This is a genomic window from Streptomyces sp. NPDC039609, assembly GCF_055596705.1.
In genome coordinates, this window is record NZ_JBVIUJ010000006.1 from 196,756 (window position 1) to 219,851 (window position 23,096).

Genomic DNA, 23,096 nt, shown 5'->3' on the forward strand with positions numbered 1-23,096 from the left:
TTCCTGATAGTTTACGGCGGACGTCAATCAGGGAGGGCACATGACGGGCGAGACCGTCTTCAGTACCGAGCGGCTGCGGCGGGCCCGATTCGCCGTCGCCGCCGTCTTCTGCGTCCACGGCGCGGTCACCGGCAGCTTCGCCACCCGCATCCCGTGGATCCAGGACCACGCCGACGTGAGCGCGGGCCAGCTCGGACTCGCCCTCGCCTTCCCGGCCATCGGCGCCTCGCTCGCCATGCCCCTGGCCGGTGCCATCAGCCACCGCTTCGGCGCCCGCACCGCGCTGCGCGGGCTGCTCGCGCTCTGGACGCTGGCTCTGATCCTGCCGTCGCTCGCCCCGAACATCTACGGGCTCTGCGCGGCGCTCTTCTTCTACGGCGCCGCCGCCGGCATGTCCGACGTGGCGATGAACGCGCTCGGCGTCGAGGTCGAGACCCGTCTCGACAAGTCGATCATGTCCAGCCTGCACGGCATGTGGAGCGTGGGCGCGCTCCTCGGCTCCGCCGCCGGCACCCTCGCCGCCCACTTCGGCACGGACGCCCGGCTGCACCACCTCGTCGCGGCCCTCGTCCTGACCGCGCTCGGCCTCGTCTTCTGCCAGGGCGTGCTCGATCTGCAGAGCGCGCCCGAGGACGAGGCGCCGCCGCGCTTCTCGCTGCCGCCGAAGTCCGCCCTGATCATCGGCGCCATCGGCTTCTGCGGGGTGTTCGCCGAGGGCGCGAGCCTGGACTGGTCGGCGGTCTACCTGCGGGACGAGCTCGGCTCGTCGGCCGGGGTCGCCGCGGCCTCCACCACCGCCTTCGCGCTGACCATGGCCATCGCCCGGCTGGTCGGAGACCGTGTGGTCGACCGGTTCGGCGCCGTTCGGACGGTACGGGTCGGAGGCGTCGCCGCGACCGTCGGCGGGCTGCTGGTGGTCCTCGCACCGCACCCGGCCGTCGCGATGGCCGGATTCGGTCTCATCGGACTCGGGGTCGCCGTCGTCGTTCCACTCGCCTTCGCCGCGGCCGGCCGCAGTGGCCCCAACCCCAGCCAGGCCATCGCGGGCGTCGCCACCATCACGTACACCTCGGGTCTCATCGCCCCGTCGGCGATCGGCGGCATCGCCGACGCGACCTCGCTGATGTTCTCCTTCGGGCTGGTCACCCTGCTCGCGTTCGGTCTGGTGCTCGGCGCCGGGGTGCTCCGCCAGGGCTCCCGGCCCACCGGTACCGCCGCGGCCGGAAGCGGAAGCCGTGCGGCGACCTCGGGGAAGGTCTCGTAGCGTCGCGGACATGGTGTCGGAACCCCGGTGACCAGCGGCCCATTACCATGTGGCTGATCTTTTGCGGCCTCGGCACGGCCGCCGGAACCGGAGAACTGGAGCGACCCCATGAACCTCGGCGTGCGCTGGACCCTGCACGGCGACGGGAGGACACCCGCTCCGGGAGCCGTGGTCCGGCCGGACGAGCGGCTCTCCTGGCCCCGTACGGTCGGCCTCGGCGCCCAGCACGTGGTCGCGATGTTCGGCGCCTCCTTCGTGGCGCCCGTGCTCATGGGTCTCGACCCGAACCTCGCCATCATGATGTCCGGCGTCGCGACGGTGATCTTCCTGCTCGCGACGCGGGGCACGGTCCCCAGCTACCTGGGCTGCTCGCTCTCCTTCGTCGGTGTCGCCGCGGCCATCCGGGCCTCCGGCGGCACCAGCGCGACGGTCACCGGCGCGGTGTTCGTCGTCGGTGGCGTGCTGTTCCTCGCGGGCCTCGCGGTACGGAGGTTCGGGGCGCGGATCATCCACGCGGCGATGCCCCCCATCGTCACCGGCGCCGTCGTGATGCTGATCGGCTTCAACCTCGCCCCGGTCACCGCGAGCACCTACTGGCCGCAGGACCAGTGGACGGCCCTGCTCGTCATGCTGTTCACCGGTCTGGCCGTGGTCTGTCTGCGCGGTTTCTGGTCGCGCATCGCGATCTTCCTCGGCCTGATCTTCGGCTACGGCATCTCCTGGGTCTTCGACCTGGTCTTCGGCAAGATCCACTCGATGTCGCCGAGCGGTGAGGTCACCGACCACTGGCGGCTCGACCTCTCCGGCGTCTCCCAGGCCGACTGGATCGGCCTGCCGTCCTTCCACGGACCCAGCTTCGAGTGGTCGGCGATCCTCGTCGCGCTGCCTGTCGTGATCGCCCTCATCGCGGAGAACGCCGGTCACGTCAAGGCCGTCGGCGAGATGACCGGGGACCCTCTGGACGACAAGCTCGGCACCGCGATCGCGGCCGACGGCGCCGCCTCGATGCTGTCGACCGCCGTGGGCGGCCCGCCCAACACCACGTACTCCGAGAACATCGGCGTCATGGCGGCCACCCGTGTCTACTCCACCGCCGCCTACTGGGCCGCGGCCGGCTTCGCGCTGCTCTTCGGTCTCTGCCCCAAGTTCGGCGCGATCGTCGCGGCGATCCCCGGCGGTGTGCTCGGCGGCATCACGGTGATCCTCTACGGCATGATCGGCCTGCTCGGCGCCCAGATCTGGATCAACGCCGAGGTCGACCTGCGCAACCCGCTCAACCTGGTGCCGGCCGCCGCGGGCATCATCATCGGGGTCGGTGGAGTGAAGCTCACCTTCACCGACACCTTCGAGCTCGGCGGCATCGCGCTCGGCACGATCGTCGTGATCACCGGCTACCACGTGCTGCGGGCCTTCGCCCCGGCGCACCTGAAGCAGCAGGAGCCGCTGCTGGACTCCGGCACCAGCTCGTACGAGGGCAGCATGGACGACGGGTCCGCCACCAAGTCGTAGGCGATTCGCCCGTTCTGGGGAAGCCGGGCCTCGGGAGTTCCCTCGCGGGACCGGCTGCTGCGACGCTGCCCCCATGGCGCAGACCCAGCAGCTCGGCACCCGGCGGACCGGCTCCGGTCGGGACGGCACCGATCAGAACGACCCCGGTCAGCACGGCCCCGGCCGGATCGGGCAGTTCACCGCTGTCGACCCCGTGGTGGAGCGGATGCGCAGCATCCGCTCGGCCTGGCACCCGACCGACGGGGTCGCCGTCTTCAACCGCGTCTATCTGACGGTGACGGAGGAGATCGGCCACGCGATCGATGCCGGCACGTTCGCCGACCGGCGGGCGGCCGCGACCCTCGACGTCCGCTTCGCGGAGCGCTACCTCTCGGTGGTCGACGCCGTCTCCGCCGGCTCCCGCGCCCCGGCCTGCTGGCGGCCGCTCTTCCACTACCGGCGCCACCCCGACGTACGGCCGCTGCAGTTCGCGCTGGCCGGGATCAACGCGCACATCGGGCACGACCTCGCCCTCGCCGTGGTCGACACCTGCCGGGAACTGGAGTGCGCGCCACGGGACCTGGAGGACGAGTTCGACCGCGTCGGCGACATCCTCGTGCTCCTGGAGGAGCGGATCCGCGAAGAGGTCATGCCGGGCCCGGACCTGCTGGAGATCACGGACCCGCTGACGCATCTGCTGGGCTGCTGGAGCCTGGACCGGGCCCGCGACGGGGCCTGGCTCGCCGCCCGCTCGCTCTGGCAGCTGCGGGAGCTGCCCGACCTGGCCGAGGAGTTCCGGGAACGCCTCGACCGGTCGGTGGGTCTGGTGGGGCGGATGCTGCTGACGCCGCTCGCACGGCACGGCTGACCGCTCTCGCGGCCGCTCGCACACCGGTGCTGTCCGCCCCACTCCCCCAACGGCAGCGGCCCCCGGGAAGTTCCACGGGGGCCGGTCTGCGTCTGCTCAGGGGTCGGTACGCCGGGATCAGTCCTCCGGGAGCTCCACCGGGGCGATCTCGTCGTACACGTCGCCCGGGCCCGGGTTGGTGGCATCGGTCGAGCCGCCGAAGTGGTGCATCACGCCCCACACCGCGTTGAGCGCGGTCTGCACGGCGCCCTCGGCCCAGCCGGCCGTCCAGGAGATGTCGTCGCCCGCGAGGAAGATGCCCCGCTTGTCCTCCGGCAGCCGGTCCTGCATGAAGTGGGTGAACAGGCGGCGCTGGTAGCGGTAGTGGCCCGGCAGGTTCGCCTTGAACGCGCCCATGAAGTAGGGCTCGTTCTCCCACGAGACCGTCACCGGGTTGCCGATGATGTGCTTCCGGATGTCGACCTTCGGGTAGATCTCCCCGAGCGACTTCAGCATGACCTCCATCCGCTCGTTCGCGGACAGCGGCAGCCACTTCAGGCTGTCGTCGCACCAGGTGTACGAGAGGCAGATCGTGGCGGGCTTGTCCGGGCCGTCGTCCAGGAGGTAGGTGCCGCGGGTCATCCGGTCGGTCAGCGTCATCGACATGACGTCGCGGCCGGTCTCCTCGTCCTTGTCCAGCCAGAACGGCCGGTCCACGGGCACGAAGAGCTTGGAGCTCTCCATGTAGTGGGTGCGCTCGATCGCCGTCCAGTGGTCGATCGGGAAGAGCGAGTCGTCACAGGCGATCTTGGACAGCAGCATCCAGGACTGGGCGGTGAAGATCGCCGCCTGGTACGTGCGGATGTCGCCGGAGGCGTCGGTGACGGTGATCCGGTTCCCTGCGGTGCGGTTCAGCCGGGTCACGGCCGGCTTCGGGTCACCCTCGTGCAGGGACTTCAGAGAGGTGCCCTGCGCCCAGTGGACGATCTTCTCCGGCTCGCGCTCCCACAGGCGCAGCGGGAGCTGCTGCGAGCCGCCCACGATGCCACGGTGGTGGTCGTCGGCCTCGGTGTAGACGACGCGGAGGATCTCCAGGATGGAGTTGGGGAAGTCGGTGTCCCAGCCGCCGGTGCCGAAGCCGACCTGGCCGAAGATCTCGCGGTGTCGGAAGGACTTGAAGGACTCCGACTCGCACAGGAAGCCGTAGAAGGTCTGGTTGTCGAGCTTCTCGACGAGCTTGGACCAGATCTCGCGGATGCGCGGGACGTCGCGCTCACGCATGGCCTGGTTCATGTCGGAGAAGTCGGCGCCCTCGTCGAGGCAGGCATTCCACGCGTTCATCACGTCGCGGTAGACCTGCGGGAGGTCGTCGACGGTCTGCGCGTAGTGCGACTCGCCCTTGAGGTCGACGACGGTCGACGGGGTGGACTCGGCCAGCGGGTTCGGGAAGGGCTGCGTCTCCAGGCCCACCAGGTCGATGTAGTGCTGGAACGCGGTGGAGGAGGGCGGGAAGCGCATGGCACCCATCTCCGCCGTAAGACCCTCGGTACCGGTGCCCTCGAAGCCGACGGTGCGCAGTCGGCCGCCGATCTTGTCGGCCTCGTAGACGACGGGCTTGAGGCCCATCTTCATCAGCTCGTAGGCGGCGATGATGCCGGAGAGCCCGCCGCCGATGACGGCGACCTCGGTGCCGTGCTCGGTCGCCGGTATCTGCCCCAGACCGGCCGGGTGGGCCAGGAAGTCGTCGTAGGCGTACGGGAAGTCCGGACCGAACATGGTGATCGGCGGCTGGCCGTCGCTGTGCGGGACGGCGGTCGTGGGCACCGTGGACGTCATGGGGTACGGACTCCTTGCGGGGAAAGCGGGGAAAGCGGGGAAGTACGGGAGGAAGAGGACGGCTCAGACAAGGGAGCCGTATAGGCCAGGACGCCGGTCGCGGAGGTACGGGTTGTCCTTGCGGGAGGCGGCGAGCAGGGCGGGGTCCACATCGCCGATGACGAGATCCTCGCCTCGGCCGGCGCGGACCCGGGCGGTGCCGTCCGGGGCGGCGAGCGTGGAGAGGCCGACGAACTCGAAGTCGCCCTCGGGGCCCGTCCGGTTGGCGTACGCGATGTAGATCTGGTTCTCGAAGGCGCGCACGGGGACGACGGACTCGGGGACGACCTCGGCGGGGTGCATCAACGCGGTCGGCACGAGGAGGAGGTCCGTACCGGCCAGGGCCTGCGCCCGTACGTTCTCGGGGAACTCGACGTCGTAGCAGATCATCAGGCCGACCGTGAGGCCGCCGAGCTCCGCCTGGACGACGGCGTCCTCGCCGGGGGTGAACCAGTGGTGCTCGAAGTCACCGAAGAGGTGGGTCTTGCGGTAGCGCGCGAGCGTGGCGCCGTCGGCACCGATGAGCTGGGCCGCGTTGTAGAGGACGCCGTGCTGCTCGGTGTCGCGCTCCGGGTACCCGTAGCCGATGGCCAGGCCGTGTCGGGAGGCGAGGGCCGCGACGGCGCGCGCGGAGGGGCCGTCGGCCGGCTCGGCCAGGCGCGCCATGCCGGCGCCGATCGCGTAGCCGGTCAGGAACAGCTCGGGGGCGAGCAGCAGCCCTGCTCCGGCCTCGGCCGCGCGGGCGGCGGCCTCGTCGAGGATCTTCAGATTGGCGGCCACGTCACCGAGCTCACCGGAGCTCTGGAGCAGGGCGGTGCGCAGCGCGGGCATGGGCGATCCTCAGGGGTCCGAAGCACAGGGGAAGACGTCAAAAACGGTACGGTTCCGGGCTCGACCGGGACAAGGCGCGACCGTTGCGGACCGACCGTCGAACCGTTGCGCGATCTCCGGCCGGGGCGGCGATTCGTTGCGCGGGGCTCCTACGAGGGTCGTACGGCTCCCCCGCCGCGCGGCGGGGGGAGGACCGTTCTGTGGCGCGACGTCCTGGGGCGGGCCTGACGGAAGAGTGGTGGCTGTCCGGTTGACCTGCCGAAAGGACCGAGAAGTCATGAACCGCCGTACGAAGATCGCCGCCTTCGCCGCCGCTCTGATGATCACCGCGGGGGCCGCGGGCTCCGCCGTCGCCTCGGGGGACGGCCGGGGTGGCAACCGGGAGGCAGCCGCGCTGACCGGCAGCGCCAAGATCTACCGGGTGGCGAGCGACGACATCACCTTCTCCTTCGACGCCCATCTCGCGGCGAAGGACAACATGAACCCGGAGGCGGCGACCGGCACCTTCCGGTTCAGCCACTACAAAGGGGACTGGGGCGGCTACGCCGTGGTGAAGGTCGACTGCCTGGCCACGGGCGGGAAGGTGGCCACCGTAACGGGCAGGGTCGTCGAAACCGATGTGAAGGAGTTCGAGGACCGGCGCATCGGCGTCTCCGTGCACGACCTGGGCAAGCACGACCGCCTGGGCTACAGCTGGCTGACCCAGGATCCGGAGCGGGGCGACGTGCCCCCGTGCCACAGCCCGGCGCCGTTCGAGAAGACGAAGGCCGGCACGGGCGACTTCAAGGTGCTGCCCTGGCAGCTGGAGTATCCGACCGAGTAGCCCGAAGGGCGGTGCGGGAACCACGGCCCGCACCGCCCTTCGAACCCGCCGCCCGTCAGGGCTACGCGGGCGAGCCCGAGGAGAAGCGCCGCAGCAGCGGCGACAGGACCAGGACGGACTTGGTGCGCTCCACGAACGGCTCGCCCGCGATCCGCTCCAGGACGCGCTCGAAGTGGCGCATGTCGGAGGCGAAGACCTGGACGACGGCGTCCGCGTCGCCGGTGACGGTCGACGCGGACACCACCTCGGGGTAGCGCTCCAGACCTCGCCGGATGTCGTCCGGCGAGGTGTTGTGGCGACAGTAGATCTCGACGAACCCCTCGGTCTCCCAGCCGAGCGCCGCCGGGTCCACCCGTACGGTGAAGCCGGTGATGGCGCCCTCGGCCCGCAGCCGGTCCACGCGCCGCTTGACGGCGGGCGCGGAGAGTCCGACGAGGGAACCGATGTCGGCGTAGGAGCGACGGGCGTCCTCCGCGAGGGCGTGGACGATGCGTTCGTCGAGGTCGTTGAGTCGCACTACGGGTGGATCACTTCTCTGCGTCGGTGGCCACGATGTCGGTGGCCAGGCGGGAGCGGCGCATGCCGTACAGGAAGTAGAACACGAGGCCCGCGGCCATCCAGCAACCGAAGACCACCCAGGTGATCGAGTCCAGGCTGAACATGTTGTACACGCAGAACACGAAGCCCAGGATCGGGAAGGTCCAGCCGAGCGGCACACGGAAGGTGCGGTCCATGGTCGGGCGGGAGCGGCGCAGCACGATCACCGCGATGTTGACCAGGGCGAAGGCGAACAGGGTGCCGATGCTGGTGGCGTCGACGAGCTTGCCCAGCGGGATGACCGAGGCGAGGGCGGCGCAGAACAGCGACACGATGACGGTGTTCACGCGCGGGGTGCCGGTCTTGCCGCTGACCTTGCCGAAGACCTTCGGCACGAGGCCGTCGCGGGACATCGCGAAGAGCACACGGGTCTGGCCGTAGAGGACGGTCAGCACAACGCTGGCGATCGAGATGACGGCGCCGGCGGCGAGCAGGGTGCCCCAGAACTTCTGGCCGCTGACGTCGTTCATGATCGCGGCGAGCGAGGCCTCGGAGCCCTCGAACTCCTTCCAGTTCCACGCGCCGACGGCGACGGCCGCGACCAGGACGTAGAGGACCGTGACGATGAGCAGCGAGAGCATGATCGCGCGGGGCAGGTCGCGCTTCGGGTCCTTCGCCTCCTCACCGGCGGTGGAGGCGGCGTCGAAGCCGATGTACGAGAAGAAGAGGCTCGCGCCCGCGGCGCTGACGCCGGCCATGCCGAGCGGCATGAAGTCTGCGTAGTTGCCGGACTTGAAGCCCATGAAGCCGATGGCGCAGAAGAGCACCAGAGCGGCGATCTTCACGAACACCATGACGGTGTTGACGAGCGCCGACTCGCGGGCGCCGCCGAGCAGGAAGACCATCGCGAGCAGGACGACGATCAGACCCGGCAGGTTGACGAAGCCACCCTCGCCGGGGGCCGAGGAGAGCACGTCGGGGATGGTGACACCGATCGTGCCGTCGAGCAGCTCGTTGAGGTACTCGCCCCAGCCGACTGCGACGGCGGCGACGGACACGCCGTACTCGAGGACCAGGCACCAGCCGCAGATCCAGGCGACGAGTTCACCCATCGTTGCGTACGCATACGAGTAGGAGGAGCCGGCGACCGGTATGGAGCCCGCCAGCTCGGCGTACGAGAGCGCGGAGAAGAGAGCCGTGAGACCGGCGATGACGAAGGCGACCGTGACGGCCGGGCCAGCCTTCGGAACGGCGTCGCCGAGAACGACGAAGATGCCGGTGCCGAGCGTGGCACCGATGCTGATCATGGTCAGCTGCCACATCGAGAGTGAGCGCCGGAGCGAACCGCCCTCGCCCTGGCCACCCTCGGCGACCAGGCGTTCTACCGGCTTGCGCCGCGTCAGGGCGGAGAGCCCTGAGCTCTTGGGGACGGTCGGCTCGGTGGCCGGTGAGGCCGTGCCTTGATCCAGCACTGCGAAGGCTCCTTGATCGCTGCCTGTCGAAATGCGACGACCACGGCGGTACGCGGGCATGACAAAAGAGCCCGCGAGGGAAGGGGGAACCGCCGAGCAGGCGGTCGCCGCCACTCCTGGTACGAGGCATGAGCCTAAGCCCCCATGCTTCGCGCTCGTAATGCAGGGTTGTTGCGCACTGGCAGATGATCATTGCGCACTTGGGGCCCGGACGGGGAAACATTGCGCCCCCTCGCATGAATCGGCACATTGGGGCGATAAGCGGGGTGTGAAGCACACACGGCATGCGCATTGACTCCTTGTGCCGGATGACCGACTCTGCGAGCCCGCTGCGTCACCTCGATCGGAGGCTTCGGTGGGCTGGCTGGACCCCACTCCCTATCTGCGCGGCACGGCCTGGCTGGACGGCGGCCGTGCGGTCCGCGCCGACCCCGCCGACCTCGCCCGGCTGCCCTGGGACACCGCCGAGCGGGCCGCGTTGCCCATCGGTGTACGGGTCGAGTTCGCGGCCGAGCCCGGCACCCGGGCGGTCGAGCTGCGCTATCGCGCTGCTGTTCCGGGCACGGGGGACGCGATGCGGGCCCTGCGGCACTGCTTCGCGCTATGGCGGGACGGCCGGTGCGTGGGCGAGAGCTTCACCGCACCCGCGGAGGAGGCCACCGTCACGCTCGAACTCCCGCCCGACGGAGGGACGTTCGCGGTCCATCTGCCGGAGAGCCAGGCGCCGGTCGTGCTCGGCCTCCGGGCGAGCGACGGCTCCCTCTCCCCTGCCCCTCGGCAGCCGCGCTGGCTCGTGCACGGCGACTCGATCACCGAGGGCTGGTGGTCGACCCGGCCCGCCCACTCCTGGCCCGCGACGGCAGGGCGGGCACTCGGCCTGGACACGGTCAACCTCGGCTTCGCGGGCGGGGCGCGCGGCGAACTGCCCCTCGCCGAGCAGCTCGCGAGCCTCCAGGGCGAGTTCGTCACGCTTGCCTTCGGCACCAACTGCTGGTCCAGAGCGCCCTGTTCCGCGGGCTGGCTGTACGAGACGGTTCGCGCCTACGTCGGTCTCGTGCGCAGCGGCCACCCCGACGCCCCGCTGCTGATCCTCTCCCCCGTGCTGCGCCCGGAGGCCGAGGCCACTCCCAACGTCCTGGGCGCCACGCTGGAGGACCTGCGCACGGCGATGGAGCACGCGGGCCGCGACCTGGCGGAGGAGGGCGACAGGCGGCTCCTGGTGCTCTCCGGGCGCTCCCTGCTCGACCCCGAGGACCTGGCGGACGGGCTGCACCCCAACGACCGGGGCCATGCGCGGATGGCGGCGGCGGTCGCGGACGCGCTGCGCCCTCACGTACGTACCCGAGGCACGTGACGGGCCCGGATACGGAGCAGGGCCCCGCGAGACGTCTCGCGGGGCCCTGCTGCGGAGAACCGACTAGCTCCAGCTGGCGTGCAGCGGCTTGCCCTCGGCGTAACCGGCGGCGCTCTGGATGCCGACCACGGCCTTCTCCTCGAACTCGGCCAGCGAGGCCGCGCCCGCGTAGGTGCAGGAGGAGCGGACGCCCGCGATGATCGAGTCGATCAGGTCCTCGACGCCCGGGCGGGCCGGGTCGAGGAACATCCGGGAGGTCGAGATGCCCTCCTCGAAGAGACCCTTGCGGGCGCGGTCGTAGGCCGACTCCTCGCTCGTGCGGTTCTGCACGGCGCGGGCCGAGGCCATGCCGAAGGACTCCTTGTACGGACGCCCGTCGGCGGTGTGCTGGAGGTCGCCCGGGGACTCGTACGTCCCGGCGAACCACGAGCCGATCATGACGTTGGACGCGCCGGCGGCGAGCGCCATGGCGACGTCGCGCGGGTGCCGGACGCCACCGTCGGCCCAGACGTGCTTGCCGTACTTCTTCGCCTCGGCGGCGCACTCCAGGACGGCGGAGAACTGCGGCCGGCCGACACCGGTCATCATGCGCGTGGTGCACATGGCGCCGGGGCCCACACCGACCTTGATGATGTCCGCGCCGGCCTCGATGAGGTCGCGCACACCCTCGGCCGCGACGATGTTGCCGGCCACGATCGGAACCTGCGGGTCGAGGGCGCGGACGGCCTTGATCGCGGAGATCATCGACTCCTGGTGGCCGTGCGCCGTGTCGATGACGAGCGTGTCGACGCCCGCGTCGAGGAGCAGCTTGGCCTTGCCCACGAAGTCGCCGTTGATGCCGACGGCGGCGGCGATGCGCAGCTTGCCGTTCGCGTCCGTGGCCGGGCTGTACAGAGTCGCGCGGAGCGCGCCCTTGCGGGTCAGGATGCCGACCAGACGGCCGTCCTTGTCCACGGCCGGGGCGTAGCGGCGGTTGGCGTGGTCGAGCGTGTTGAAGGCGTCGCGCGGCTCGATGTCGGCGTCGAGGAGCAGCAGGTCCTTCGACATGACCTCGGAGAGCTGGGTGAAGCGGTCCACGCCGGACAGGTCCGCGTCGGTGACGACACCGACCGGACGACGCTCCGCGTCGACGACGACACCGGCGTCGTGCGACCGCTTGGGCAGCAGCGAGAGCGCGTCGGCGACGGTCTGGTGGGGCTCCAGGACAATGGGGGTGTCCAGGACGTGGTGGCGGCTCTTCACCCACGAGATGACGTCGGTGACGACCTCGATCGGAATGTCCTGGGGGATGACGACGAGGCCACCGCGGCGGGCGACGGTCTCGGCCATACGGCGGCCGGCGATCGCGGTCATGTTGGCGACGACCAGCGGGATCGTCGTACCGGAACCGTCCGGCGAGGCGAGGTCCACGGCCTGGCGGGAACCCACGGCCGAGCGGCTCGGCACCATGAAGACATCGTCATACGTCAGGTCGTAGGGCGGCTTGACGTCATTGAGGAAACGCACGTGCTGACATCCCAGTCGTTCGGATCGGCCCCTAGGCATTTCAGCCAGGGGAAAAAGCACGTAGTTCATTGTCCCACGCCTGTACGAATACCAGACCCGGGCGTTTCATCCGAGGCTTGCGGGGCCGACCTTGTGGGATCGCACGAATGCGGCGGTCCCGTCAGGGCGCCGTGCTGTCCAGGGCCACCACGTCGACGTCCTCGGTCTCCGTCCAGAAACGGTCGTCCGCGTCCTGCAGTCGAGTGGCCGCGTGCTTCATGTGGCGCAGCGCGGCGTCCCGGGCCGCCTCGGCGTCACCGGACTCGACGGCGGCCAGGATCGCGTGGTGCTCCTGGCGGACGTCCTCGATGAAGTCGTCCCGGCGCGCCTCGTTCGCCCGCGTGATCCGGATGCCGCTGCGCGCCACCTCGCCGAGGTACCGCACCGTGGAGACCATCACGGCGTTGCCGGTCGACTCGGCGATGGACTGGTGGAAGGAGAGGTCCTCGTCCACACCGTCGCCGCCGGCCGCGACGGCGGCGTCGATCGCGTCGAGCGCCGCGCGCATGCGGGCGATGTCGGCCGGTGTCGCCCGGGCGGCCGCGAGCGCGGCCGCCTCGCCCTCCATGGCGCGGCGCACCTCCACGATCTGGAGCACCTTGGACTTGGTCGCGGCGGCCTCGGATTCCAGGTCGAGCGGCCGGGTGCGGCGCGGCAGGACGAACACACCGAGGCCCTGGCGCGGTTCGACGAGGCCGGCGTTGCGGAGCCTGGAGACGGCCTCGCGCACCACCGTGCGGCTGACGCCGAGCTGCTTGACCAGCTCGACCTCGGTCGGCAGCTTGTCGCCCTCGGCGATACGCCCGGACTCGATCTCTTCCGAGAGCACCGCCGCTACGCGGTCCGCGAGCCGGACCGGACCGCTCACCTTGGAAAACATGGTCATCAGTCTATCGGCGCGGAGCCCCGTCGCCCGGTCCGGCCGGTACCGCGGGAGCGATCGCATCGGCGTGGTCGGCGACGTAGTCCCGTACCACGGCCGCGAAGTCGGGGTCGGGCTCCAGACCGAGCGCCGCGGCGCGGGTGTTGTCGAAGGCGGCGGGCCACGAGCCCACGATGCTCCGGACGGCCGGGTCGGGGGCGATCGTCACCAGGTCGGCGACGGCGTCACCGGCCTCCCGGCGCAGCGTGGCCAGCATCTCGGCGACCGTGACCGTGAGCGCGGGCAGGTTGACCGGCAGGTTGCCCTCGAGTCGGCCCGGCCCCGTACCGCGCTCGGCCTGGGCGACGCGGAGGATGCCCTCGACCGTGCGGCGCGGCGAGGCCAGGGCGACCCGCAGCTCCGGGTCGACCGGGCAGATCGCCGGAAGGCCCGCGAGCGGCTCGCGGACGATGCCGGAGAGAAAGCCCGAGGCGGCCGCGTTCGGCTTGCCCGGCCGGACGGACACGGTCATCAGACGGGTGACGCGGCCGTCGACGTAGCCGCGACGGGTGTACTCCGCGACCAGCTGCTCGCAGACGAACTTTTGGATGCCGTAGCTGGACCGGGGGGTGGGCAGGGTCGACTCGGAGACCACCGGAGGCAGCGGCAATGCCGGATCGGAGCCGTAGACGGCGACGCTGCTGGAGAACACCACGACGGCCGTCGGGCCGCCGGCGGCCGACTGGGCGCGGGCGGCTTCGAGCAGGGCGCGGGTGGTGTCGACGTTGGCGCTCATGCCGAGGTCGAAGTCGGCCTCGCACTCGGCGGAGACGGCGGAGGCCAGGTGCACGACCACGTCGACCGGCTTGGCGAACAGCTCGTCGAGGCCGTCGGTCAGGTCGCCCCGCACGACGTCGACGAGCGGGTCGGCCGCCTCCGGCGAGGCGTCGGGCACGAACCGGTCGGCGAGCACCAGCCGCTCGAGGGGCGTACCGCGGAACGTCCGTGCGTCGAGCAGGGCGCGGGCGACCTGCCGACCGAGGAAGCCGAAGCCACCCGTGATGACGATCCTCATGCGTTGTCTCCTCGGTGGTTCTGGTGGTTCTGGTGGTTCTCGTCGTGGTGGTGCCTCTTCAGCCAGCCGAGCCCCTCGCTCGTGCCGGCGCGCGGGACGTACTCGCAGCCGATCCATCCGTCGAAGCCCGACTCGTCGATGACGCCGAACAGATGGCGGATGTCGAGTTCGCCCTCGTCGGGCTCGTGGCGGTCCGGGACGCCGGCGATCTGCAGATGGCCGACCCGGCCGGTGGGCAGGTCGCGGCGCAGGGTGGTGGTGAGGTCGCCCTCGACGATCTGGCAGTGGTAGAGGTCCAGTTGGACCTTGAGGTTCGGCGCGCCGACCTCCCGCACCACGGCGTGCGCGTCGGCCTGCCGGCTCAGGAAGTAGCCCGGCATGTCACGGCTGTTGATCGGCTCGATCAGGATGTCGACGCCCGCCGCGGCAGCCCGCTCCGCGGCGCGGGCGAGGGTGGCCAGATAGGAGTCGCGGTGTGCGGCGAGCTCGGCCGGGGGCGCGTCGGGACGGACGAGTCCGGCCATCACGTGGACGCGGGGGCAGTCCAACGCCGCCGCGTACTCCAGCGCCCGGTCGATCCCGTCGAGCGTCTCCTTCTCGCGGCCGGGGAGGGCGGCCGTTCCGCGCTCGCCGCCGTCCCAGTCTCCCGGGGGCGCGTTGAAGAGCACCTGGCGCAGGCCGTGGTCGTCGAGGCGGCGACGGAGTTCGGTCGCGTCGAAGGCATACGGGAAGAGGTACTCGACAGCCTGGAAGCCATCCGCCGAGGCCGCGGAGAAGCGGTCGAGGAAGTCGTGCTCGGTGTACATCATGGACAGGTTCGCGGCGAACCTCGGCATGGTGACTCCTGTGGGGGAAGGGCCGGATCCGGTCCTGAGCGGTGGTCCGGATCCGGCCGGTGGGACGGGCGCGGCCCGTCAGCGGTTGACGACCTGCTTGTTCGTGGTCAGCACCGCGACGGCGCCGACGACGAGGCTGAGCGCCAGGACGTACATGGGGATCGAGGTGGAGCCGGTGGCGTCCTTGAGCGCGCCGATCATGTACGGGCTGACGAAGCCGGCGAGGTTGCCCACCGAGTTGATCACGGCGAGACCGGCCGCGGCGGCGGTGCCGCCGAGGAACGCGGTGGGAAGCGACCAGAAGAGCGGGGCACAGGTCAGCACACCGGCCGCGGCGAAGGAGAGCGCCACCAGGGACAGCACGGTGGACCCCGACCAGCCGGCAGCGAGCGAGAAGCCGACGGCGCCCATGAGGCTCGGGATCACCAGGTGCCAGCGGCGCTCGCGGCGCTTGTCCGCCGAGCGGCCGAAGAGGTTCATCGCGACGAGCGCGGCGAGGAACGGCACCGCACTGAGCACGCCGATCGCGAGGTTGCCCTTGATGCCGGTCGACTGGACGAAGGTGGGCATCCAGAAGGTCAGCGCGTACTGGCCCATCACGAAGCAGAAGTAGATGAGGCACATCAGCCACACCTTGGGCTCACTGAAGGCGTCGAGGACCCGGCCGTGCACCGACTTCCGGGCGGAGTCCTCGGCTATCGCCCGCTCGACGATGTCCTTCTCCTCCTCGCTGAGCCACTTGGCGTCGCGGACGCCGTTGTCGAGGTAGAACAGGCAGGCCACACCGATGGCGAGCGCGGGGAGGGCCTCCAGGAGGAACATCCACTGCCAGCCCTGCCAGCCGTTGACACCCTGGAAGCGGTCCATGATCCAGCCGGACAGCGGGTTGCCGAAGATGCCGGCGACGGGGATGGCCGACATGAACAGGGCGATGACCCGGGCACGGCGGTGCGAGGGGAACCAGTACGTGCAGTAGAGGATCACGCCGGGGTAGAACCCTGCCTCGGCGGCGCCGAGCAGGAAGCGGAGCACGTAGAACGTCGTCTCGTTCGAGACGAACATGAACCCCGCGGAGACCACGCCCCAGGTGATCATGATGCGGGCGATCCAGGTGCGGGCACCGATGCGCTGCAGCATCAGGTTCGACGGCACCTCGAAGAGGAAGTAGCCGATGAAGAACAGGCCGGCGCCGAGGCCGTAGGCCGCCTCACTGAACCCGAGGTCCTCGGACATCTGCAGCTTCGCGAAGCCGACGTTGACGCGGTCCAGATAGGAGAAGACGTAGCAGAGGATGAGGAAGGGGACGATGCGGCGCACGACCTTGCGGAAGACGGCGTTCTCGCGGGCGAGGTCGGGGGCCTCTGCCGTCGTCGCGGATGTGGACATGACGGAATCCTTCGTAAGCGGCTCAGGGGATTCTCTGACGGGGTGGAGCGCTGGTCACCACGCTGCTCGGAACGTGGACCTCAGTTCGTCGATCGCGTGATCGGGGAGTGGCTCAGGGCGACGGTCGGTCAGGAGCCAGAGGCGTGCCGTCTCCTCGAGTTCTTCGAGGACGGCGAGGGCGGTGGCGGCGTCCGGACCCCAGACCACGGGGCCCAGTCGGTCGAGGAGCACGGCCCTGATCGGGGTGGCGCGAGCGGCGCGGTCGGCGATCGCGGCCGCCACCAGGTCGGCCACGCGCGGGTCGCCGGGCCGGTGGTAGGGGATGAGCGGAACGTGCCCGACCTTCATCACGTAGTACGGGGTGAGAGGCGGGAGCACGTCGTCCTGGCTCCACACGCCGGCCAGGGTGAGCCCGACCAGATGCGTGGAGTGGGTGTGGAGGACGAAGCGGGCCGTGGGGTCGGCCTCGTAGATGCGCCGGTGGAGCGTCAGCGTCTTGCTGGCGCGGTCACCCGCTACCTGCTCGCCGTCGGCGTCGACCAGGGCGAGCCGGTCGGGTTCGAGGAATCCGAGGGCGGCGTCGGTGGGGGTGATCAGATGGCCCTCGCCGACCCGGGCGCTGATGTTGCCGGCGCTGGCGTGGACGTAGCCGCGGGCGAACAGGCTCGTGCCCACTCGGACGATCTCGGCACGCGCCGCGCCCACGGCGCCGTCCGGGAGGCCCGCGGCGCTGTTCGCGTCGTCCGCGGCGCCGTCCGGGAGGCCCGCGGCGCCGTCCGGGAGGCCCGCAGCGCTGTTCATGTTGCCCGCGGCGCTGTTCGCGTGGTCCGCGGCGCTCTTGCGGAGGTCCGCGGCGCCGTTACGGAGCCCGGTCACGCGGCGGCCTCCGCGTCCAGGAGGGCGAAGGCGTCGGTGAAGAAGCCCGGGCCGCCGAAGTTGCCGGACTTCAGGGTGATGTGGAGCGTGTCCCCGGCGGGGAGGGCCGCCGCGCACCACGGCACGCCGGGGTCGATCTGCGGTCCGATGCGCAGCCCGGTGAGACCGAGCGCCTGGACGACCGCTCCGGAGGTCTCGCCGCCCGCGACGACGAGGCGGCGGACACCGCGCTCCACGAGCCCCCGGGCGACCCGGGCCAGCGTGCGCTCGACGAGCTCCCCCGCCTCGGCGGCGCCGAGGCGGCCCTGCACGGTACGGACTGTGTCGGGGGCCTCGGTCGAGTAGACGAGGACCGGTCCGTCGGCCAGGTGCGCCTCGGCGAAGGCCAGCGCCTGCCCGGCGACGTCCTCCCCGGCCGCGATCCGCAGGGGGTCCACGCTGAACGCGGGGCGGCCGCTCTTCAGGAACTCCAGGACCTGGCCATTGGTGGCCTCGGAGACCGATCCGGAGACGATGGCCCGATGTCCGGCCGCCGGCGGGAGCTGGGCGGCGGCGGGCGACGGCAGGAAGCCCCAATTCGCGGGCAGGCCGATCGCGAGCCCGGACCCGGCGGTGACCAGCGGCAGCCCCTGGACCGCCGCACCCATGCGCACGAGGTCGTCGTTGGAGACGGCGTCGACGATCGCCATGGCGACGCCGTTCGCACGCAGCTCGGCGATGCGGGACCGGATCGCCTCGGCACCGTCGGCGACGACCGTGTGGTCGATGAGGCCGACCGGCCGGGTCGTCTGGGCGCCGAGTACGGAGACCAGGTTGGAGTCGGTCATCGGCGTGAGCGGGTGGTTCCGCATGCCGCTCTCGGCGAGCAGGACGTCTCCGACGAAGAGATGCCCCTTGAAGACCGTGCGTCCGTTGTCGGGGAAGGCCGGGGTGGCGATGGTGAAGTCGGTGCCGAGCGCTTTCATCAGAGCCTCGGTGACCGGCCCGATGTTGCCGGCCGGCGTCGAGTCGAAGGTGGAGCAGTACTTGAAGTAGATCTGCTCGGCGCCGGCGGAGCGGAGCCAGGCGAGCGCCCGCAGCGAGGCGTCGACGGCCTCGGCGGCCGGGACGGTCCGCGACTTGAGGGCGATGACGACGGCGTCGGCGTCCATGTCGAGGCCGGTTCCGGCGGGCGGTACGTCGATCAGCTGGACGACGCGCATCCCCGCGCGCACCAGGTTGTTGGCCAGGTCCGTGGCGCCGGTGAAGTCGTCGGCGATGCAGCCGAGTCGGATGCTCATGTCAGCCCTCGGCCTTCGGCAGGTCGACACCCGGGAAGATCTTGATGACCGCGCTGTCGTCCTCGCGGCCGAACCCGGCCGCCGACGCCTGCAGGAACATCTGGTGCGCCGTGGCGGCGAGCGGGAGCGGGAACCGCTCGGGACGGGCGGCGTCGAGGACGAGCCCGAGGTCCTTGACGAAGATGTCGACCGCAGACAGCGGCGTGTAGTCGCCGGCGAGGACGTGGGCCATGCGGTTCTCGAACATCCACGAGTTGCCCGCGCTGTGCGTGATGACCTCGTAGAGTGCCTCGGCCGGGACGCCGGCCTTGATGCCGAGGGCCATCGCTTCGGCCGCGGCGGCGATGTGCACACCGGCCAGGAGCTGGTTCACGATCTTGACCTTCGAGCCGAGTCCGGCGCGGTCGCCCAGGCGGTAGACGGTGCCGCTCATGGCGTCCAGGAACGGGTCGGCGAGCTCGTACGCCGCGGCCGAGCCGGAGGTCATCATGGTGAGTTCGCCGACGGCGGCACGGGCGGCGCCGCCGGAGATGGGGGCGTCCAGGTAGAGCACGCCCTGCTCGGCGAGGCGCCCCTCGAGCTCCTCGGACCAGCCGGGGTCGACGGTGGAGCACATCACGAAGACGGCGCCCGGGCGCAGCCGGTCGGCCGCCCCGTCGGCGCCGAACAGCACGGACTCGACCTGCGCCGCGTTGACGACGACGCCGACCAGGACGTCCACGGCGGCCGCCAGCTCGCCGGTGGTGGCGTAGGCCGTCCCACCGTCCCGGGCGAAGTCTTCGGCCACGTCCGGCCGCAGGTCGTGGACCGCGACGTCATGCCCGGCAGCCCGCAGACTGCGGGCCATCCCCAGGCCCATGGCCCCGAGTCCCACCACGCCAACACGCGGACGTGTCGGCCTGTCCTGGTCGTTCATGCCCCTACCTCGTCTCGCTGTGCCTCCGGAGCGCGAACTCAGAAGGTGATCGGGTCATATGATGACCTGAGGATGTTGGGCAGTCCACTGTGAGGCCCGTCACATTGCATCGGATTGCGCGCTGCGCAACGCAGAAAGCGGCGGTACGCCTGTCAGAGGCGTACCGCCGCCGAGGTCCGGGGCGTCATGAACGGCGCCATGAACGAGGGGCCGTGAGTACCGACGGGACCGACGGTCGGCGCCCGCCGGCCGTCAGGTCCGGTCAGACCCCGTCCGGGTCCGCGCGCTCGAGCGCCGGGCGCGAGCCGGGGGCCGACTCGGTGAGGAGGTAGTCCGCCGCCGCGCGGTCGGTCACCAGGCTGGTGACCAGCCCGGAGCGGAGCACCGCGCCGATCGCCGCCGCCTTGCGCTGACCGCCCGCGATCGCCACGACCTCGGGGATCCGGCGCAGCCGGTCGGCCTCGACCGTGATGCAGCGCTCGCCCAGGTCACGCCCGACCCGGCGCCCTTCGGTGTCGAAGAGGTGCGCGGACATCTCGGCGGCGACGCCGAGGGAGGCGTAATGGGCGCGCTCCTCGTCCGAGAGCATGTCGTGCACGGTCGAGATGCCCGGCTCCCAGGAGCCGATGGACACACAGGCGACGGTGACCTTGTCGAAGTACTCGAACGCCCGGGCGATACCGGTCTGGTTCCGCAGTGCGGCCGCCGTCGCGGGGTCGGGCAGCAGCATCGGCGCGTAGATGGGGTGCGCCTCGCCGCCGGAGACCTGGGCGGCACGCCGTACCGCCTCGACCGAGCCGCGCTCGGCGGTCCCGGCGTCGTACACGCCCGTGAGCTGCACGACCGTGCACGGGGGCAGCCGGTCGAGGGCCGCCGCCATGTGGATGGTGGAGCGGCCCCACGCCAGGCCGAGGACATCGCCCTCGTTGACCAGCTCGCCGAGCAGGTCGGCCGCGACCTCGCCGAGGTTCTCCGGGTCGGGCGACTCGTCCTCGCCCTCGGCCGGGGACTCGACGACGACGGCGTGCCGGAGCCCGTAGCGGGCACGGAGCGCGTCGGAGCGCTCGGCGTCCAGCTCCGCGGGTACGCGGATCTCGATCCGTACGAGGTCGCGTTCGAGGGCGGTCTCCAGGACCCGGGCCACCTTGAAGCGGCTGACGCCGAACTCCTCGGCGATCTGGATCTTGGACTTGCCCTCGAGGTAGAAGCGGCGGGCCATGGCCGCCGCCTGCACCAGCTCCGCGGGTCCCATCCGCAGGGCTGACCGTCCCGCCGAGATTCCCGCCACCGCGATCTCCTTAGCTCTGTTCTCGTACCGCTGCTCAGTGCTGCTGCCGTGCTGCTGCTGTGCTGGTCGTGCGGTCCTGCTGTGCTGCTTGTCGTTCACACTCTGGACTCGCCGTTCATCCTGTCAGATCCGGCGGGCCCTGATCGGTCCTGTCGACGCTCCGACGGACCGCGTTCATCTGGCCGAGGCTCAGTGGCCACACGCCCACGCCGCCGAGGCGATGGTGGACTCGGCCTTCGCGCGGAGCGAGCGAACCGCCTCGGCGGGGTCGGCGGCGCCGTAGACCGCAGAGCCGGCGACGAAGACGTCCGCGCCCGCCTCGGCGCAGCGCTCGATGGTGGATTCGGCGACCCCGCCGTCGACCTGCAGCCACAGCTCGAGGCCGTGCTTGGAGATCAGCTCACGGGTACGACGGATCTTGGGGAGCATGATGTCGAGGAAGGCCTGCCCGCCGAAGCCGGGCTCGACGGTCATGATCAGCAACATGTCGAGCTCGGGGAGCAGGTCCTCGTACGGCTCGATGGGCGTCGCGGGCTTCAGAGCCATCGACGCCCGCGCGCCCTTCGCCCGGATCTCCCGCGCGAGACGCACGGGCGCGGCCGCCGCCTCGACGTGGAAGGTGACGGACCCGGCACCCGCCTCCACGTACTGCGGGGCCCAGCGGTCCGGGTCCTCGATCATGAGGTGGCAGTCCAGCGGCGTGCCCGTCGCGCGGCTGAGCGACTCGACGATCGGCACGCCGAGCGTCAGATTGGGCACGAAGTGGTTGTCCATGACATCGACATGCAGCCAGTCGGCACCCTCGACGGCCTTCGCCTCCTCGGCGAGGCGGGCGAAGTCTGCGGACAGGATGCTGGGGTTGATCTGCGCCATGTGCCAAGCCTGCCATGTTCTTGGGCACTTCTTTGCCGCGGAGCGGTTTCGGACCGGGATCCGCGCGGGTTCGGTACGGATTCGGCCCGGATTCGGCCCGGATTCCCCGCGCGCTCCGCCGATCCCGACCGTCCACATGCCGGACGCGGGCCCGATCGGCCCGCGTCTCCCGGGGCGTCAGGCCGTACGGCGGAGCAGCGCGAGGTACATCGCGTCCGTGCCGTGGAGGTGCGGCCACAGTTGGACATCCGGGCCGTCGCCGAGCCCCGGAACGCCGGCCATCAGCGGGCGGACGTCGATCCACTCCGCCTCGACGGCCGGGCCGCCGCGGCCCTTGAGGACGTCCTCGACGACCACACGGGTCTCCGCCAGGTGCGGCGAGCAGGTCGCGTACCCGACGACTCCCCCGACGCGGACCGCCGACAGCGCCTCGCGCAGCAGACCGCGCTGGAGCGGGGCGAAGCCGTCCATGTCCTCGGGGCGGCGGCGCCAGCGTGCCTCGGGGCGGCGGCGCAGCGCGCCGAGACCGGAGCACGGGACGTCCATGAGGACCCGGTCGAAGGAGCCCGGACGCCACGGCGGGCGCGTGCCGTCGGCGGCGATGACCTGGTACGGGCCGGGGTTGCCGGCCAGCGCGCGCTCGACGAGGCGGGCGCGGTGGGGCTGCTTCTCGGAGGCGAGCAGGGCGGCACCTCGCTGCGCGGCAAGGGCGCCGAGCAGCGCGGCCTTGCCACCGGGGCCCGCGCAGCCGTCGAGCCAGCGCTCGTCGCGGCCCTCCAGAGGCGCGTTGGCCAGCGCGATGGCGACCAACTGGCTGCCCTCGTCCTGGACGCCCGCCCGCCCCTCCTTCACGGCCTCGATGGCGCCGGGCTCGCCGCCCTCGGCCAGCCGGACCGCGTACGGGGACCAGCGGCCGGGCAGCGTGTCCTCGCCGGTGAGCTCCTCGGTGGTGGCGCGTCCCGGCCTGGCCACGAGCGTGACCTCGGGCCTCTCGTTGTCGGCCTCCAGCAGGTCCTCGATGCCGGCCCGCCCGCCGCCGAGGGCGTCCCAGAGCGCGGAGACGACCCAGCGGGGGTGGGAGTGGACGACCGCGAGATGGTCCTCGGCGTCGTCCTCGTACGGCGGGGCCACCTGCGCGACCCAGGTGTCGAGGTCGTTCTGCGCGATCTTCCGCAGAACGGCGTTCACGAACTTGGCCCGCCCGTCCCCGAGCACCACCCGCGCCAGCTCCACGCTCGCCGAGACGGCCGCGTGGCTCGGAATGCGTGTACCGAGCAGCTGGTGCGCGCCGAGCGACAGCACGTCGAGCACCGGCGGATCGACCTCCCGCAGCGGCCGGTCGATGCACGCCGAGACGATCGCGTCGTACGTCCCCTGGCGCCGCAGTGTCCCGTAGACCAGCTCGGTCGCGAGCGCGGCGTCGCGCCCGTCGAAGTCACCCTTCTCCCGGGCCTTCTTCAGCAGCGGCGGCAGCACGAGGTTCGCGTACGCGTCCCGCTCGTCGACCGCCCTGAGCGCCTCGAAGGCCAGGATCCTGACGGGATCCTTCTTGGGACGCCGGTACGGCTTGGGGGGACGGCGATTGGCCTGCTCGCTCAAAAGGTGCTCCGCTGACGAAGTGAGACGGTCGAACCCTCCCAGCCTACGTCCGTGCCGGCCACCCGCTCG

Annotated in this window: 20 protein-coding genes; 5 read left to right on the forward strand and 15 right to left on the reverse strand. The window is 71.2% G+C overall.

Translation table 11 applies throughout. The annotated features are described in order from the left end of the window. Positions 1-40 precede the first annotated feature (40 nt). From ACZ561_RS19145 to ACZ561_RS19155, 3 genes are all read left to right on the forward strand, one after another. Positions 41-1,264 carry an MFS transporter gene (locus ACZ561_RS19145; protein ID WP_470996321.1) on the forward strand — a complete coding sequence of 408 codons (1,224 nt, stop codon included), beginning with the start codon at positions 41-43 and terminating at the stop codon, positions 1,262-1,264. 108 nt (positions 1,265-1,372) lie between these two features. Continuing rightward, on the forward strand, positions 1,373-2,773 hold the full coding sequence (locus ACZ561_RS19150) for a uracil-xanthine permease family protein (protein ID WP_470996323.1): 1,401 nt from the start codon (positions 1,373-1,375) through the stop codon (positions 2,771-2,773). Between the two features lie 73 nt (positions 2,774-2,846). Beyond that, positions 2,847-3,620, forward strand: a complete 774-nt coding sequence (locus tag ACZ561_RS19155; RefSeq protein WP_470996326.1) for a DUF5995 family protein — start codon at positions 2,847-2,849, stop codon at positions 3,618-3,620. Positions 3,621-3,737: 117 nt separating this feature from the next. Here the strand turns inward: ACZ561_RS19155 and ACZ561_RS19160 are convergent, their stop codons facing one another. Further along, positions 3,738-5,435 carry a flavin monoamine oxidase family protein gene (locus ACZ561_RS19160; protein ID WP_470996329.1) on the reverse strand — a complete coding sequence of 566 codons (1,698 nt, stop codon included), beginning with the start codon at positions 5,433-5,435 and terminating at the stop codon, positions 3,738-3,740. Between the two features lie 63 nt (positions 5,436-5,498). After that, a complete protein-coding gene (locus ACZ561_RS19165; protein WP_470996331.1) occupies positions 5,499-6,305 on the reverse strand; it encodes a carbon-nitrogen hydrolase family protein in 807 nt (268 codons plus the stop codon). Between the two features lie 277 nt (positions 6,306-6,582). Between ACZ561_RS19165 and ACZ561_RS19170 the strand changes: the two genes are divergently transcribed. Then, positions 6,583-7,128: a Repetin gene (locus ACZ561_RS19170; RefSeq protein WP_470996333.1), complete on the forward strand. Its 546-nt coding sequence runs from the start codon at positions 6,583-6,585 to the stop codon at positions 7,126-7,128. Positions 7,129-7,189: 61 nt separating this feature from the next. On the opposite strand, the gene ACZ561_RS19175 is transcribed toward ACZ561_RS19170, so the two are convergent. Further along, on the reverse strand, positions 7,190-7,645 hold the full coding sequence (locus ACZ561_RS19175) for an Lrp/AsnC family transcriptional regulator (RefSeq protein ID WP_015032260.1): 456 nt from the start codon (positions 7,643-7,645) through the stop codon (positions 7,190-7,192). Between the two features lie 10 nt (positions 7,646-7,655). Beyond that, the gene (locus ACZ561_RS19180; RefSeq protein WP_470996336.1) at positions 7,656-9,137 is read right to left on the reverse strand and encodes an amino acid permease; all 1,482 of its coding nucleotides are present in this window, start codon (positions 9,135-9,137) and stop codon (positions 7,656-7,658) included. Between the two features lie 355 nt (positions 9,138-9,492). On the opposite strand from ACZ561_RS19180, the gene ACZ561_RS19185 reads away from it, so the two are divergent. Further along, complete coding sequence (locus tag ACZ561_RS19185; protein ID WP_470996339.1) at positions 9,493-10,491, forward strand: GDSL-type esterase/lipase family protein; 999 nt, start codon at positions 9,493-9,495, stop codon at positions 10,489-10,491. Between the two features lie 63 nt (positions 10,492-10,554). On the opposite strand, the gene ACZ561_RS19190 is transcribed toward ACZ561_RS19185, so the two are convergent. The 11 genes from ACZ561_RS19190 to ACZ561_RS19240 form a co-directional block, all read right to left on the reverse strand. After that, a complete protein-coding gene (locus ACZ561_RS19190) occupies positions 10,555-11,997 on the reverse strand; it encodes a GuaB1 family IMP dehydrogenase-related protein (RefSeq protein WP_470996342.1) in 1,443 nt (480 codons plus the stop codon). 160 nt (positions 11,998-12,157) lie between these two features. Beyond that, positions 12,158-12,916, reverse strand: a complete 759-nt coding sequence (locus ACZ561_RS19195) for a FadR/GntR family transcriptional regulator (protein ID WP_470996345.1) — start codon at positions 12,914-12,916, stop codon at positions 12,158-12,160. A gap of 10 nt (positions 12,917-12,926) precedes the next feature. Beyond that, positions 12,927-13,973 carry a D-erythronate dehydrogenase gene (gene denD, locus ACZ561_RS19200; RefSeq protein ID WP_470996346.1) on the reverse strand — a complete coding sequence of 349 codons (1,047 nt, stop codon included), beginning with the start codon at positions 13,971-13,973 and terminating at the stop codon, positions 12,927-12,929. Further along, positions 13,970-14,809 (reverse strand): 2-oxo-tetronate isomerase, encoded by an 840-nt coding sequence (gene otnI, locus ACZ561_RS19205; protein WP_470996348.1) that lies wholly within the window; start codon positions 14,807-14,809, stop codon positions 13,970-13,972. Before otnI ends, denD begins: the two co-directional genes overlap by 4 nt. Positions 14,810-14,887: 78 nt before the next feature. Then, positions 14,888-16,195 carry an MFS transporter gene (locus ACZ561_RS19210; RefSeq protein WP_470996351.1) on the reverse strand — a complete coding sequence of 436 codons (1,308 nt, stop codon included), beginning with the start codon at positions 16,193-16,195 and terminating at the stop codon, positions 14,888-14,890. Positions 16,196-16,249: 54 nt separating this feature from the next. Then, positions 16,250-17,071: a class II aldolase/adducin family protein gene (locus ACZ561_RS19215; RefSeq protein WP_470996354.1), complete on the reverse strand. Its 822-nt coding sequence runs from the start codon at positions 17,069-17,071 to the stop codon at positions 16,250-16,252. Beyond that, positions 17,068-18,351, reverse strand: a complete 1,284-nt coding sequence (gene otnK, locus ACZ561_RS19220; protein ID WP_470996356.1) for a 3-oxo-tetronate kinase — start codon at positions 18,349-18,351, stop codon at positions 17,068-17,070. Before otnK ends, ACZ561_RS19215 begins: the two co-directional genes overlap by 4 nt. Before the next feature lies 1 nt (position 18,352). Beyond that, positions 18,353-19,267: an L-threonate dehydrogenase gene (gene ltnD, locus ACZ561_RS19225; RefSeq protein WP_470996359.1), complete on the reverse strand. Its 915-nt coding sequence runs from the start codon at positions 19,265-19,267 to the stop codon at positions 18,353-18,355. 262 nt (positions 19,268-19,529) lie between these two features. Then, positions 19,530-20,519 (reverse strand): sugar-binding transcriptional regulator, encoded by a 990-nt coding sequence (locus tag ACZ561_RS19230; protein WP_470997176.1) that lies wholly within the window; start codon positions 20,517-20,519, stop codon positions 19,530-19,532. 225 nt (positions 20,520-20,744) lie between these two features. Beyond that, complete coding sequence (rpe, locus tag ACZ561_RS19235; protein WP_329122888.1) at positions 20,745-21,428, reverse strand: ribulose-phosphate 3-epimerase; 684 nt, start codon at positions 21,426-21,428, stop codon at positions 20,745-20,747. A gap of 177 nt (positions 21,429-21,605) precedes the next feature. Then, a complete protein-coding gene (locus ACZ561_RS19240; RefSeq protein ID WP_470996362.1) occupies positions 21,606-23,027 on the reverse strand; it encodes an RsmB/NOP family class I SAM-dependent RNA methyltransferase in 1,422 nt (473 codons plus the stop codon). Between the last annotated feature and the right edge of the window lie 69 nt (positions 23,028-23,096).